Below are 13,859 nucleotides of genomic sequence, written 5' to 3'. Positions count from 1 at the left end.
TTTTCGTACCGCCTGGACGAAAGGCAATGTGGAACGTTCAAATGTAAAGGTGTTGTCAGTTTCCTGAAATTTGGTACACTAAAGGTTGTGTCCACGATTATATTACATACAGAAAGCGGGATCTCATGAATTTATACTCTCCTTACATCGAGTTTAACCGCAAGGAATGGGCTGAACTTAAAGAACATCAGACCACTCTTCCACTGACGGAAGCCGAATTAGAACAGTTAAAGGGATTGAATGAAGAGGTATCGATTCAAGAAGTCGAAGATATATATTTGCCTCTTACCCACTTTATTGACCTATATGCAAGAGTTTCACGAGAGCTGAATCAACTGACGGCCTCCTTTATGAAAAAAGAAGCTCTCCCCACCCCCTATATCATTGGAATCGGGGGAAGTGTTGCCGTGGGCAAAAGTACAGCCGCCCGCTTGCTGCAGGCACTGCTCGCCAGAGGTAAGAATAAACCCAAGGTTGACTTGGTCACCACCGACGGTTTCTTATATCCCAACGCTGTCCTGCAAGAGAAGGGCATCATGAATCGCAAGGGATTCCCGGAAAGCTATGATATCAAATCCCTGATTCAGTTCATGGGCGATGTGAAATCAGGCAAGCCCGAAGTGAAAGCACCGGTGTACTCTCATCTCGCCTACGATGTCATTCAAGGGGAAGAGAAGCAGATCTGTCAACCGGATATTCTCATTATTGAAGGTATCAATGTACTTCAGATCAAAAAAGAAACACCTTTGCTGGTCAGTGATTTCTTCGATTTTTCCATCTACATCGATGCGGAAGAAGAGCATATCAGACATTGGTACGTGGAGCGCTTCAAGCTGCTGCGCAATACAGCGTTCCAGAACACCGATTCCTTTTTCCATCAACGATTCGCCAATATTGATGAAGAAGAAACCGTGCGTACCGCAAACCAGATCTGGCAGGATATCAATGCCAAAAACCTGCATGAAAACATTTTGCCAACCAAAGGGCGTGCCAGACTGATCCTGAAAAAGGAAGCCGATCATTCCATTGGGCAGATTCAATTACGCAAACTTTAGACAACATGTGTACACCTTGCTGTTGTCTCTAATTACCCTTAAAAGGAGAGAAAAACACATTGCAAACCCTGATTATACTCGGCAGTATTATGATGTTTCTGGCTGTTGCTTTGGGTGCTTTTGGCGCACACGCGCTCAAGCGCAAACTATCCGCTGACATGATCAAAATCTATGAAACCGGTGTTCAATATCACCTCATCCACGGACTTGGGATCATCCTGATCGGCCTGCTGGCAGACCGTCTCGAATCCTCTTCACTCGTTATGCTTGCTGGATGGCTGATGTTCGCTGGAATCATCCTGTTCTCGGGCAGCCTGTACGCTTTAAGTGTAACGGGTGTCCGCAAATTGGGAGCCATTACCCCACTTGGCGGAGTCGCATTTCTGGCTGGATGGGTTATGATCATGATTGCCGCATTGTAAATATGGCTTGGATAAACAAAAAGAATGTTCTGGCTGATATCCTATCGCTGGAGCACTCTTTGTTGTTCAATCTGTCCAAATTCTTCGAATGGTGGGCAATCCAGCATCTGGCCGTTGTCTCTCCAGCACATACACGTCCGGGTTAGAGAGTTTGGCCCACTCCTCATAACCAAAGGATGGTTCATACTCCCGAATAAGCAGTGACAACAAGTTCCCATGTGTAACCACGGCCCCGTGCTGTTCCGGTCTGCTCCACAACTCTTCCAGTAACGCCAGCCCCCTTGCAGCTGCGTTTCTCGAAGATTCCCCGCCTTCTTCCACCCAATCCACATCATCGAATGTACGTTTCAGTACATCCATCCAGTTAGGCAGATCGAGAGAGCTAAGCACCCTCTCCTGAAGACGTTCATCCGTATGTATATGTTGCAACGTTGCTATGCCCAGTGGCATAGCTGTCTGAACGGCTCTTTTCCATGGACTGGAGACAATATACGTTATGGCATGATGAGCCAACATATCAGCAAGTTTTTCGGCCTGCCGGATCCCTTCATCGGTAAGCTCTGCATGGGGTTCCTGACCTGTGGCCTTGGCGTGACGGATAAGATAAATGGACTGCATCGCTATCACCTCCTATGGTGTAACCTACATGGAGTTCTTCTCAAGATATTGAAGTGCCCTGTACATCTTCTCCTGCTCTTCCGGTTGGCCTGATGAACTGAGGAAAGTAACCTGTTCCCCTGTCCTGTCTCCATGCTGAGCCACCAGTCCAAGCCGCTGCTTCAGATGGTTCACCGTACCTGTACTGCCATCAATAATCTGTATATGGTCTGGCAGAACCGTGCGCAGAATGGACGTATAGAATGGATAATGCGTGCAACCAAGCACTATTGTGCCATACCCATGAAGATCGAGATCTGCCAGCTTGAATCGGAAATAATCAGCGATTTTACTCGGATCAAAATCCAGCTGTTCACACCATTCCACAAGTTCCGGCAACGCAATGGAATCCACACTGTGGTGATCATCAACACGCGATACCAGTTCGTTATACTTGGTTTGGCTCAAGGTGAGGGCCGTGGCAAATACAAGCACTCTCTTCCCACTATCCTTATTCATCTCCACCGCTGGTTTCACCGCAGGCTCCATGCCAATGATGGGGATATCGTACTTGGCGCGCAGATCCTTCACAGCGAGACTTGTTGCTGTATTACAAGCAATCACAATGGCTTGAACACCCTCCTGAACGATGGCTTCCACACAATCAAAAATATGCCCTCTAACCTCATCTGGAGACTTGGTGCCATACGGGACATGCAATGTATCCGCATAATACAGAAATTGTTCTTCTGGAAACTGTTGTAATGCCTTATGCAATACGGTTAGACCACCGATGCCTGAATCAAAAAAAGCAATTTTCTTATTCAAGGATTTCACCTCTATAATGTATTCTTTCGGGTTCCAAGAACCTCTCGATGCTGCTCATGCTGACTGGAGGTGAGGTTTGTACTTCCGGTTCATCACACATTACAGTGCTTGACGACTTGCGGGAATCATTCAGGTTACGGATCATTCTTCGGAGACAAAGGCGAACGCTATCGCTTCTTCAGAATCGATTCTGTCCCCTCCATTATTTCCACTAAGTCAGATACTATGGATGATGATGAACCATCATTCTACGTTCATTTTATACTGTCTGAGCCAGTCCTTGCCACTATGCCACGCCTCTTCAGGGTTGTGCTCTCCAAGCAATTCAGTACCAACTACAGAGCAAGTTCCCATTTTTCTTCGGTAAGTTCCTGACCTGACAGAATCTGTTTACGGATTTCCTTCAATTGAAAGCCGACAGATTGATATAATCTACGTGCCCCATCCAAAGACTCATTGGTCCACAAAATCACAGACGTATAGCCCTGTTCTTTTGCAAAAAGAACTGCCTGTTCGATCAGTTTCCTGCCCCACCCTGCACCACGCGCTTCCGGTTCGATCAGAAACCAGCGCAGTTGAGCCGTATTTTCATTCACCTGAGTAAGTCCTATGGAACCGGAAGCTGTCTGATCTGACTCAACAACCCATAACATCTCCCTCGCGTGATTGCCTGGGCATCCAAACGAATTCACCGCATGGGTGATAATTTCAGCAAAGCTATGATCATAATTATACTCGTTTTGATAGATACGGATATGCGCTTCAATGACATATTGCAAATCCTTTTGTACAAAAGTGCGGATCATCAAACCTCACCGCCTTTCCTCAACCCCACAGTTGTAATACTGAAATCCACACCGAATTGAATTAGTCCCAGTTTACGGGCAACTTGCTGTGAAGCGAGATTATCCCACGAAGTACTGAAGATCGGCAGGTGTCCACGCTCCTTGACATAATGCTGCCAGCACTTTACCGCCTGCGCTGCATACCCACGTCCCCTATAACCGGGTGCTGTATATAGACTCGCTTCCGCCCCATGATCGGAGAGCCTAGCGGAGCAGCATACTGCCACAGCGGAATCACCAATCACATAAGCGGAAACAGGCCATTTTTCATGCAAGTGATCTGTTAATTCGGGGAAGTGCTCTGCCAGCAAATCATGCTGCTCCTGACCAATTCGTTGTACGTTCCGACTCCACTCGCCGGAGGTTTCAGGAAAAGCATACGCGGGCCCCATCCACACACGGTTAACCGGCTCATAGGTTCCTACCTTGCGTATCAGTTTTGGAATATCCAATGGAAGCTCGAAATCCTTCCCCAACTCATTCATTAGATCCGGCGGTAACTGCTCATGGTAATAGATCAGTGAACCGGCAGAAGCCAACCCGATAAAAATGGCTGGCGCCTGTCCACCCCCCGGCTCGTTAATGCTTAATAGACGCTGCTGCTCGTTCATTGTATATAATGTGCTCGCCTGTATTCTCAACATTTCCATAGATGACAGGTTCGATGTCGGAACCATAACTATGAAGTTAACCTTTGCAATAATCGTTTGCCCTCACTGCCTTTACCGACTTCCTGCAGCTCCAGAAAATTGGATAATTCACGTAAAGCAGACGGGCGATATCCGGCCCCGCACCCACAATTATGAAAGGTATAACCATGACGATACAGAACCATCACTTTGGTCCATTGTTTGGTATCCTTTTGCTTGGGTGCCTGGAAATCCTGTCCCATGCTAACCATGGATGCAGCACATTGCGGGCATTTATATTCAAGTTGTGCCACCGCTTCAGGGCTCAGGTCATATCTGGAAACTTGTTTAAATGATTTGCGACAATTGAAGCAGGCATAGATGTCTTTATATGGTCCTGACATGGCATATCTGCACATCGTCTGCACCCCCTTAATAATTTCCATTATACGGGATTTCACTCGTACATACGAATCGATTTTGCATCATTGCGAATAATTCTTACACGCCGGTTCTTACCTGTGCATTGCAGCTTCTTTCCATGCCTCACCGAGTTCTGCAATCGTTGCATACCGCTGGGACCGATCAGCATTCACCGCACGAATCACAGCTTGATATAAAGCCTCTCCAGCATCCCATCTATCATATGAACGGTCTTTCTCCCCACCCAGCAGCGCGAACGCCATGGCTCCCATATTGAATACATTGGTAACCGCATCTATGGATGCGCCTAACTCAAATTCCTCCGGTGACATGAAGCGGGAAGATCCCCACATACGCCCCATGGTATTGGTGAAAGAGCCCTTTCGATACAGATCGATATCGCAAATTCTCATGAAGCTATTGTCAAAATCATAGATCAGACTGCCGTCATACAGATCAACAGCCACATAACCTCTCCGCTCCACTTCGATATGAAAATCAAAAATCTGCTCCATCGCGCCAATCCTCGACTTCACCGGAAGTTGTCTGAACTGATAGTAGGGCGAGCGGGGATCTTCATATTTGGCTGGAGGTGGAAATTTCCAGTGATTATGAAGATTCTCCCCCTCCACCCAATCGAATACACAGACATACCCCTGGTCCGTTGCAAAATGATCCGTTAGTCGAATCAGGGTGTCATGCACCAAATCCTCGTAAACGGAGACAGAGGACTGCAGATTACGAATGGCTTCCGGAGGACTCCCTGTATGATTCGCGTGAATTGTACGTGCCCCCGCATACTTTACGAACAATCTCTTGCCATCCTTTTGCACGATGCCGAAGGAGAGATTACCTGAATCCTGCTGATCAAATACGCGAAAGACCGTACCCATGGGCCGCAACCAATCAAAAGAATGATACTCTTTCAAGACAAAAGAAACACCGTCGACTTCAAGTTCAACTTGATCTGTCATAGAACTCCTCCTGTCGAGCCATCTTTAATGGATGTTGATTGCTGGATAGAAATAATTCATATGTGCCTCGTCATATCCCTGCCCGTACACTTCCAGCGCGTTGCGCTCCATGCCATACACTTGAAATCCATATCGCTCATATAAACGTCTGGCTGATTCATTCGTAGTTACCACGCTCAGATTAATCTGCTTGATGCCTTCCAGATGTCTTCCTCTGTCCAGGACTTCCTGGAGCAATCGCGCTGCCAGACCGTTCCCCCGATATTGCGGAGCTACATAGACACCCCAGATCATGCCTTTGTGCCTGAGCTTCAGGCCATACTCCCTCTTGAAGCCCATCATTCCCGCCAGTGTTCCTTCTGCTGTGTACGCCCCCAGAATATAATCATCGGGCTCGTTATGTATGCGTTCCTGCACTTCATTCATGGGGATCTGAATGGATAATTCGAAGGAAGCTCCGAAGGCTTCAGGATGCATTTTGAGTGCTTCCAGTCGAAAAGGCCAGTATATGTCTGCTTCATCCCGGCGGATATTGCGAATAACGTACCCATCCTGCGTATATCCCTCACTCATACTCAATCGCTCCCTGTATTTCATACGGATAATCAATCTGAAGTTTTACATTAGCCGCCGCTTCCTGTCCTGCCAGCAGTCCCACAACATAGATCCCCAGATCAATGGACGTGGCTACTCCACCGGCAGTAATTACATTTCCATCTCGCACGATCCGGCTCTGAATAACTTCAGCAACGTACGGCTGAAGCAGATCATAGGTATAAGGATGTGTCGTCGCTCTTTTACCCGACAAAAATCCAGCCGCACCCAGCAGAAGAGAGCCTGTGCACACGGATACCTTCAAGGGAACAGACTCCGCTTGTTTCAACCAGCCTACGAACGCCTCGTCATACCGAAGCTTACGTGTTCCCATGCCTCCGGGGACAAACACGAGATCATACTCTGCCAGGTCCGGCTTCACTCGATCCACCTTCAACGTCAAGCCAGACTCATCCGTGACCTGATCTGTCATCGCACAGGTTTCCCACGTCGTTCCTTTCGTTGGTTCAAAGAAATTCAACCGATTTATTACATCATAAAACCCTGCAAAATCAAGGAAAGTCAGTCCATCAAACAAAACGAATGCAATTTTCATTGGTAACCTCCGTTTTTTAATTTGAAGCTTCCTGGTTATGTTTATTGATTCCGATCCCGTTCCAACGCTTCCTTCACCCGGTCACGTGCGGGCAGTTTGCTATTGATATGAAGGAGCAAGCCCACAATCACAAGAAGCAGAATAACAACAATGATTTCAAACACGGGTCCACCCCTCTCAAGGAAATAGTGGCAAATGTAACCGACTCCCGAAGATTGTAGTCTCTATTTTAATCCACGAGCAATGATCCATTCCAGCCACTTCCACGGTAGCAATGCTTTACCTATGATCAACACACGCGATCCTTTTCCCAGCGCATATCGGAGTCTTGGTGCACGCATTCGTGCAATTCGTCCGATCAGATCTGCTACCTCCTGTGGGTCAGGTGCCGTCTCGCTTGAATGTTTGGAATAACGAAGAACCGCATCCAGCTTATGCTTATACGGAGATTTCTCGTTCCGGTGAATTTCCCCCAGACCCTTATTCCAGATCGGCGTGCGATAAGCGCCTGGTTCAATTAGTACCACCCGAACGCCGAACGAAGACATCTCATGCCTCAGACTTTCCGAAAATCCTTCCACAGCGAATTTGGAGGCAGCATACGGAGCATACCCTGGAAAACCAGATAACCCGCTGACGCTGGACAAGTTAATGATCAGACCTTGCTTCTGCTCACGCATCACTGGCAAGACTGCACGCGTAACCGCAATTAATCCAAACAGATTCGTCTCCATCTGGCGCCGCCAGTCCTCCATCGATACTTCCTCAATGAACCCGCCAACCGCAAATCCTGCATTGTTCACCAGTATGTCGATGCGCCCATAATCCAGAACGACTTTGGTTATAGCTGCTTGCACCGATTCAGAATCCGTAACGTCCAACTGCTCATACACCAAACGTTCTGTTATGCCTGCCTCTCCAGCAAGTCTGACCAACTCTTCTCTTCGATTCAGGTCACGCATGGTGGCAACAACAAGGTATCCCTGCTTGGCAAGAGTAATGGCTGTTAACATACCGAAGCCACTGGATGTGCCTGTAATGAGAGCCACGGGATCATATGCACCGGACGTTGATATTCTTTTTTCCTTCGTTTCTTCATTTCTATGATTCTCTGTCTGCATCCGTTGCTGTCCATCTCCTATCTTGTATGTCACCACTGTCATTCAGCCACCTGCTCTTCCCCAATAATTCACTACCAGCTCAATCAAGCTGTCTCTCCACCCTGCGTAGCTTGGTGACCCCTGGTTTGAACGTATAAGGAACGAATCCCACCTCAGGCAAAGTACAATCCATCCTGTCTGCCAACTTGTTCAATTCCTGCAACACATCAGCCTCGACTTGCCCCAGTGCTGCATTTCCTCCAAGTCGTAGCGATATCTCCATTGCCCTGTCTTTACGTTGCACCACACGATAATGTTCAATATCCGGCGAAGCCGCAATGACGGCGCGGGTAACGAAATCTGGAAAGACAGGTATTGGCTCCCCAGTATGCAGTTGTTCAAAATAAAGTGTATCATCACAGCGGCCTTCAATCTGCTCGATAGCTGTAAACAGAGAACCGCAGGCACATGGCATCGCCGCCTCGGTCAGAATATCATTCAGCCGATACCGGATGATCGGCTGTGATGTTCTGGAGAAGTCCGTAATAATGGGCACGAAACGCCGGGTGGCAGGATCAACGTACTCTTTTTCAATATGGACTATATCCTCATTCAAATGCAGTGTGCCATAACGACAGGTCGCACCCAGGAACCCTTCTGTACACTGGTAGACTTGATGAATGGTCTGTCCGAAAACCTGCTCCAACACCTTGCGATCCAGGGGGTCCAGCACCTCTGCAACCGAGATGATTTTATCCGGTACAGCGGTCAATTGACCTGCCACATAGGCATCTGCCATCAGACGCAGCATGGATGGAGGAGCTACCCACACCGTAGGTTGGTACGTTTCTAGCCGCTTCACCAAATTCTCCACACGCTCCAGCAGATCAAAGTACTGAAACTGCAACTTGCCACGCTGCACCGATTCATACAGATTACTGTTGGCCCGCAGGAAAAATGCAATCTTCGCAGGTTTCCACAGCCCACCAGGCAGCAACTTGGCCAGCACCGTGCCCGTCCACGCATCTTGCTCCTGATCACTCACCAGAAATATCCCCCGGTTCCCTGACGTACCTGAGGACAATCCAACGGTCACTCCCTGAATGGAGGGTTTGAAGTCACGCGTTTCCTCACTTTCCCCTGCAAGAGCCAGCGCTTCGTCCTTGGTAATGCCCACCGTGTTGAGTGTATCGAAATGCTGCATCATGATTGATTTGTCAATCAACGGGAATCTTCTCCAGTCAGACGCGTCCACACCACCCCACCACTGCTGGTAAAACGGAGAGCGGGCACGGATCTGACGGACATGACGAATAATCCGGCGCTCTTGCCAGCGCTCCAGTTGTTCTCGCGTTTTCCATGTTCGCAGCCCACGTGCAAGCGCATAATGTACCACAATACGAAGGGTATTGCTCATCGTTTCCGCCCTCCTGTACCCCAAGCGTCCAGTACCTCTCGGCAGTGACTTGGCACAATTCGAATGTGGGGAAACTGCTGATGCAGCTGGACAAGCTTGTCAAAGTTACGGTGGTACTCCTGTCGATCAGACATAATAATAGCCGCGAGTAAGTTCGGTCTGCGCTGTTCACGAAAAGCCCGACTCGACCACACTGCGTCCGCGCACAGGAAATAGTGATGTTCTTCTGTACGAAGCAGGAGTCCTATCATGCCTTCCGCATGACCGGATACATCCACCCCCAGCAGACTGCCATCGCCGAAGATATCGTAGACCTCATCATAAGGGAACGATTCCCCTGCTCTCGTCCATCGCTCCGGCTGACACGTAACAGGCAATGATCTGGCAACAAAATCTTCAGGCAATAATCCAGACAGATAACCTGCCTTCACAGCCGCAATCGGACCGAGTGAACGCATAGCATCATAAGCTCTCGGCAGATAGATGAATTGTGCCTCCGGGAAATCCCGTACACCCGCGATGTGATCGCCGTGAAAATGGGAGAGGATGATATACCGGATATCCGAAGCTTTCAGCCCAAGCCCAGCCAAAAAATGAACGGCACTATCCTCTTCACGATAGACCACAGGTGTAATATGACGATACAGTGCGTTGGGCAGATGAGCCGTTTCATTGAAAAAGCGGGAGCTATATCCCGTATCCAACAGGATCGGTCCATGTACGGGGTGAATGATGCAGGCGAATCCTGCCGGGAAAGGCACCGGTCTCAACCGACCACCGCGCAGCGTCAGAAACTCTGGATGTGTGCAGTAACCTGCCGCACCCAGATATAGTTCTACCGGAGTTGTTGTCAGCATGATTCGGCCCTCCACCAGTCTGCAAATTGTTGCAATCCCTCTTCAATGGACACCCGAGGGACATACCCCAATCGCTCTCTCGCATCCGTAATATCCAATGTCTGTGGGATGGATAAGGAGCCAACGGTATACCGTGTCAATGCAGGTTCACCGAGCGCAGGAATAAAGCCATGAACACGCTCCAGCAATGCTGCCACGCCATATGCCATCCGATAAGGAATGTTAAGGCGACGCAAAGACATATCCAGCATGCCAAACAGGCTGCTCACTAACTCATTAAACGCCCTCGGATCGCCATTGGAGATATTGTAAGCTCTGCCGAGCACTTCGTCAGAGGCATCACGGCACAATAACAGGGCATCCACCACATTATCCACACATGTCAGATCAATTAAAGCCTGTCCGCCACCGATCATGGGTACGCCTGATTTCGCGTTGGCTGCGACAATTCTGGGAAACAACGTCTGGTCATATGGACCAAAGATGGCTCGCGGTCGAATCATAATCGACGGAAGTCCCCTCACATGCCCTTCCATTACAACCTGTTCAGCGAGAAGCTTCGTAGCTGCGTAATGATTGGCTGGTTTGGCAGGCAACGGATCATGCTCATGTACGTCATATCGCGGTATGTAGTTGAAATATACACTTGGAGTCGAGACATGTATAAATCGTTGTACCTCATTATGCAGGCAGCCATCTATGATATTCTGTGTCCCTTCTACATTACTGCTATAAAAGTCACGATATCGGCCCCATGGCGACGACAGAGCCGCACAGTGAAATACCACATCCTGCCCCTTACACGCTTCGTTTACTGCGGACTCATCCCGTATATCTCCATTCAGGAATTGGACGCCTGCGGACTCAAGTTCTCTACCAACCTTGGACTGTCGGCCCATGCCCGTGACATCCCATCCATCTTCTGCAAGCCGTATCGCAAGGTGCCTGCCCAGACATCCCGTTGCTCCTGTAACCAATGCTCTCTTCATTGTTGTTCACCGTTCCATTCTATGTCGTGAGTCAAAGCTTCAGTCAGCGAGATCTTCTGTGATCTTGCTATACGCCAAGCGGCCAGCACCACCGCGAATTGTTCAAAGAAAGGCTGGATATCCTGCCCTACATAGACTACGTCTCTGGCTCTACGCCACGCAGCTATCCATTTACGGAACTTTCCTTTGCCGAAGATCTGCTGCACTCCGCTTCCCAGCATGGGAAGCATGAGCATGGCTTTGCTGCCCCCTGCGGGCGTGATCCATTTTCTTTCTTTGACCAACGTCTCCGGTTCAGTCAATGCACGTACCAAGTCATCTCCGGGGTGAAACAGATGAATCCCGCTCGTTGCCCTCGGATTACACTCAATTGCGTACAGTTGCCCATCCTGACCTTCTATAAAATCAAACCCAATCTGTCCACTAAAACCCGTTGCCTTAACGAATTGTTTCACCCACGCAAGAGCCCTCTCATGTTCCACCTGTTCAAAAAAGACACTGGCTCCCACGCTACCTGTGCGATAGCGGCTGTCGTACGCGGCGTGCGCAACCAATTGCCCTTCGTGGGCTATGCTGTATGTACATAACATCTGACCAGGAATGTAGGCCTGTGCAACCCAAGGCGAAGCAAAGGATAATTGCCCGTGTCCCGGAGGGTCGTTTCGTAAATGTCGACGTTTGTTTTCACTTGCTTTTCCTTCCTGATCGGTTCCTGTGCCAGTGTCATCGGTCATGCGTGCTGGCATGCGAACCTTGGCGGCAAAGCGGGAATACACCGGTTTCCATACCCAATCCCCCATCGTCTCCAGAACAGACTGAGCTTTCATCCATTCCTGCCGATTGTTGATCAGACGTGTATCCGGAACCGAAAGGCCGAGTGAGCTTGCGAGCTGTATAAAATGATATTTATGGTGCAGCTCATGCAGCTGCTCCAGAGTCGTAACCAGAACACGGCAATATGCACGCAGTCTGTCAGCCCCTTGAGCCACATAGAAGACTTCTTCACACATGGGGATCAGCAGGTCGATTTGCCAATCCTGTGCCAATCGTTCCAGCTCCGCCAGATACGCAGATGTGTCTTGACGGGGCGGTGGGACCACAGCGCACTGTTCTACTGCACTGGAAAATCTGGTCAGATGCCGTACGGCACTCTCCGCAACATAGACCCGATGGCCTGCCCGATGAAGCATACGTGCCAGATCGAGTGTTACCGGAGCCCTTCCGCCTGTAAGCAGTACGTTGAGAGAAGCAGATGGACGCTGTCCAGTTTCCCCAGATCTAGTAGTCAAAAATAAGTCCTCCCAATGATAATCCGGCAGCTGTGCCAATCATCAGCACCCGATCTCCCCGCTGAATGCGCTGCTGTCTAATCGCTTCATGCACCCCCATCGGAATGGATGCCGCTATCGTATTGCCGTGGTGCCGTGTAATATCCATAAACCGATCTTCAGCAATGCCAAGCTTCTTGCGGATCAATCTCATCGCCATGGCACTCCCCTGATGGGGAATAACCAATTGGAAATCTTCCATCCGATTACCGGTTGCCCCTAACATATTGCTGGTGAATTCCGGCAGAAGTCTGGAAGCCATCCGGAAGATTGCTTGTCCATCCATATGAAATAGGTAAGGTTCAGGCTGATCTGCCCTGTAATTCGAAGCGTGCAGCCGCGTGCCTCCCCCTGCAATCTCCGAGTAGCGCGCTCCTCGGCTGTAAGTTCGAAGGGAAGCATGCACGATCTGTGACGATGATCCTTCAGGTGAGCGTTCAATAATGACGGCGGCCGCTCCATCTCCGAACAGGGCCGCACTTTCTTTATCCGACCAATTCAATCCGGCCGAGGCAATCTCAGTGGCAACGATCAGTACTCGTTGGTAACGTCCGGCATCTACCATATAGGAGATCACATCCAGTCCGTTCAGGAAACTCAGGCAGGTTGCATCCATATCAAAGGCGGGTACGCCCGAATCTTGCTGCCCCATGGCCTGCTGGATAAATACCGCCGTACTAGGCAACGGTTGTTCCTTCGTGCCACTGGTGCACACCAGACAGTCGATATCCGCGAATTGCAATCCTGCATCCGCCAGTGCAGCTTCAGCAGCCCGCACGCCCATGAAGGAGGAAGTCTCTTCACCCGATGCGTAATGCCGCACACCTACGCCAGTTGCTTTGCTGACCCAACCCGCAGGCACGCCCAAGCGACGATCCAATTCCTCATCCGTCACTTCCTGTACAGGCAGGTACTTCCCTGTTCCCGCGATCCTTACTCTTCTAAGTTGCATTTCCCCAACCTCTTTCTGTTCATCTGACTGATAATAAGTTCGTATTCAAAAAGACCGGTTTTCAGTACCGAGAAGATGGGATGAAGCTAGAAATGGAGTAGCGGAGCGTAGGAAAACTACGTGAGCAACGGACATTTCGGCTGAATTCCATATTCGATGCTGATGATGCCACTGGGCATCCTTCGTAATCAAAAGCGGGCTTTTTGAAAAACCTCTATAAGTTCGGCTAATTAGTATTTACACAGACACTCCGATGACAGAACAACTTTCCGATCGCTGTTATCCCCAGATTT

17 protein-coding genes are annotated in these 13,859 nt (G+C 49.3%); 2 read left to right on the top strand and 15 right to left on the bottom strand.

The annotated features are described in order from the left end of the window. The first annotated feature begins 125 nt into the window (after positions 1-125). Both coaA and ACTHPG_RS03780 read left to right on the top strand, forming a co-directional pair. On the top strand, positions 126-1,055 hold the full coding sequence (gene coaA / locus ACTHPG_RS03785) for a type I pantothenate kinase (RefSeq protein WP_440387817.1): 930 nt from the start codon (positions 126-128) through the stop codon (positions 1,053-1,055). 59 nt (positions 1,056-1,114) lie between these two features. After that, the gene (locus ACTHPG_RS03780) at positions 1,115-1,477 is read left to right on the top strand and encodes a DUF423 domain-containing protein (RefSeq protein WP_307538348.1); all 363 of its coding nucleotides are present in this window, start codon (positions 1,115-1,117) and stop codon (positions 1,475-1,477) included. A 66-nt stretch (positions 1,478-1,543) separates the two neighbouring features. Here ACTHPG_RS03780 and ACTHPG_RS03775 read toward each other — a convergent pair whose 3' ends face one another. The 15 genes from ACTHPG_RS03775 to ACTHPG_RS03705 all read right to left on the bottom strand — a co-directional run bounded on the left by ACTHPG_RS03775 (position 1,544) and on the right by ACTHPG_RS03705 (position 13,566). Beyond that, positions 1,544-2,095 (bottom strand): histidine phosphatase family protein, encoded by a 552-nt coding sequence (locus tag ACTHPG_RS03775; RefSeq protein WP_440387815.1) that lies wholly within the window; start codon positions 2,093-2,095, stop codon positions 1,544-1,546. Positions 2,096-2,119: 24 nt separating this feature from the next. Continuing rightward, the gene (gene murI / locus ACTHPG_RS03770; protein ID WP_440387814.1) at positions 2,120-2,902 is read right to left on the bottom strand and encodes a glutamate racemase; all 783 of its coding nucleotides are present in this window, start codon (positions 2,900-2,902) and stop codon (positions 2,120-2,122) included. A 335-nt stretch (positions 2,903-3,237) separates the two neighbouring features. Beyond that, a complete protein-coding gene (locus tag ACTHPG_RS03765; protein ID WP_440387812.1) occupies positions 3,238-3,708 on the bottom strand; it encodes a GNAT family N-acetyltransferase in 471 nt (156 codons plus the stop codon). Then, complete coding sequence (locus ACTHPG_RS03760; RefSeq protein WP_440387811.1) at positions 3,708-4,358, bottom strand: GNAT family N-acetyltransferase; 651 nt, start codon at positions 4,356-4,358, stop codon at positions 3,708-3,710. Before ACTHPG_RS03760 ends, ACTHPG_RS03765 begins: the two co-directional genes overlap by 1 nt. A 68-nt stretch (positions 4,359-4,426) precedes the next feature. Beyond that, positions 4,427-4,795 carry a hypothetical protein gene (locus tag ACTHPG_RS03755; RefSeq protein ID WP_440387809.1) on the bottom strand — a complete coding sequence of 123 codons (369 nt, stop codon included), beginning with the start codon at positions 4,793-4,795 and terminating at the stop codon, positions 4,427-4,429. A 96-nt stretch (positions 4,796-4,891) separates the two neighbouring features. Beyond that, positions 4,892-5,773: a serine/threonine protein kinase gene (locus tag ACTHPG_RS03750; protein WP_440387808.1), complete on the bottom strand. Its 882-nt coding sequence runs from the start codon at positions 5,771-5,773 to the stop codon at positions 4,892-4,894. Positions 5,774-5,797: 24 nt separating this feature from the next. Beyond that, positions 5,798-6,346 carry an N-acetyltransferase family protein gene (locus tag ACTHPG_RS03745; protein ID WP_440387807.1) on the bottom strand — a complete coding sequence of 183 codons (549 nt, stop codon included), beginning with the start codon at positions 6,344-6,346 and terminating at the stop codon, positions 5,798-5,800. Beyond that, positions 6,339-6,923, bottom strand: a complete 585-nt coding sequence (locus ACTHPG_RS03740) for a DJ-1/PfpI family protein (protein WP_440387806.1) — start codon at positions 6,921-6,923, stop codon at positions 6,339-6,341. The genes ACTHPG_RS03745 and ACTHPG_RS03740 overlap by 8 nt, the downstream gene beginning before the upstream one ends. A 41-nt stretch (positions 6,924-6,964) precedes the next feature. Then, complete coding sequence (locus tag ACTHPG_RS03735) at positions 6,965-7,087, bottom strand: hypothetical protein (protein WP_440387804.1); 123 nt, start codon at positions 7,085-7,087, stop codon at positions 6,965-6,967. 60 nt (positions 7,088-7,147) lie between these two features. Then, entirely contained in the window at positions 7,148-8,044 is an 897-nt protein-coding gene (locus ACTHPG_RS03730) for an SDR family oxidoreductase (RefSeq protein ID WP_440390119.1), read from the bottom strand. 79 nt (positions 8,045-8,123) lie between these two features. Beyond that, positions 8,124-9,440, bottom strand: coding sequence for a F390 synthetase-related protein (locus tag ACTHPG_RS03725; protein ID WP_440387802.1), 1,317 nt, complete (start codon positions 9,438-9,440; stop codon positions 8,124-8,126). Further along, a complete protein-coding gene (locus tag ACTHPG_RS03720) occupies positions 9,437-10,297 on the bottom strand; it encodes an MBL fold metallo-hydrolase (protein ID WP_440387801.1) in 861 nt (286 codons plus the stop codon). Before ACTHPG_RS03720 ends, ACTHPG_RS03725 begins: the two co-directional genes overlap by 4 nt. Further along, complete coding sequence (locus tag ACTHPG_RS03715) at positions 10,291-11,286, bottom strand: NAD-dependent epimerase/dehydratase family protein (RefSeq protein WP_440387799.1); 996 nt, start codon at positions 11,284-11,286, stop codon at positions 10,291-10,293. Before ACTHPG_RS03715 ends, ACTHPG_RS03720 begins: the two co-directional genes overlap by 7 nt. Beyond that, positions 11,283-12,575 carry an ATP-grasp domain-containing protein gene (locus tag ACTHPG_RS03710; protein WP_440387798.1) on the bottom strand — a complete coding sequence of 431 codons (1,293 nt, stop codon included), beginning with the start codon at positions 12,573-12,575 and terminating at the stop codon, positions 11,283-11,285. Before ACTHPG_RS03710 ends, ACTHPG_RS03715 begins: the two co-directional genes overlap by 4 nt. Continuing rightward, entirely contained in the window at positions 12,565-13,566 is a 1,002-nt protein-coding gene (locus tag ACTHPG_RS03705) for a beta-ketoacyl-ACP synthase III (RefSeq protein ID WP_440387797.1), read from the bottom strand. Before ACTHPG_RS03705 ends, ACTHPG_RS03710 begins: the two co-directional genes overlap by 11 nt. Positions 13,567-13,859 lie beyond the last annotated feature (293 nt).

The sequence above is a fragment of the Paenibacillus sp. SAF-068 genome, assembly GCF_051967555.1.
In the GTDB taxonomy this organism is placed as follows: Bacteria; Bacillota; Bacilli; order Paenibacillales; family Paenibacillaceae; genus Paenibacillus.
Note: the sequence above shows the minus strand (reverse complement) of the source record. Positions and strands in the feature narration are given on the sequence as shown.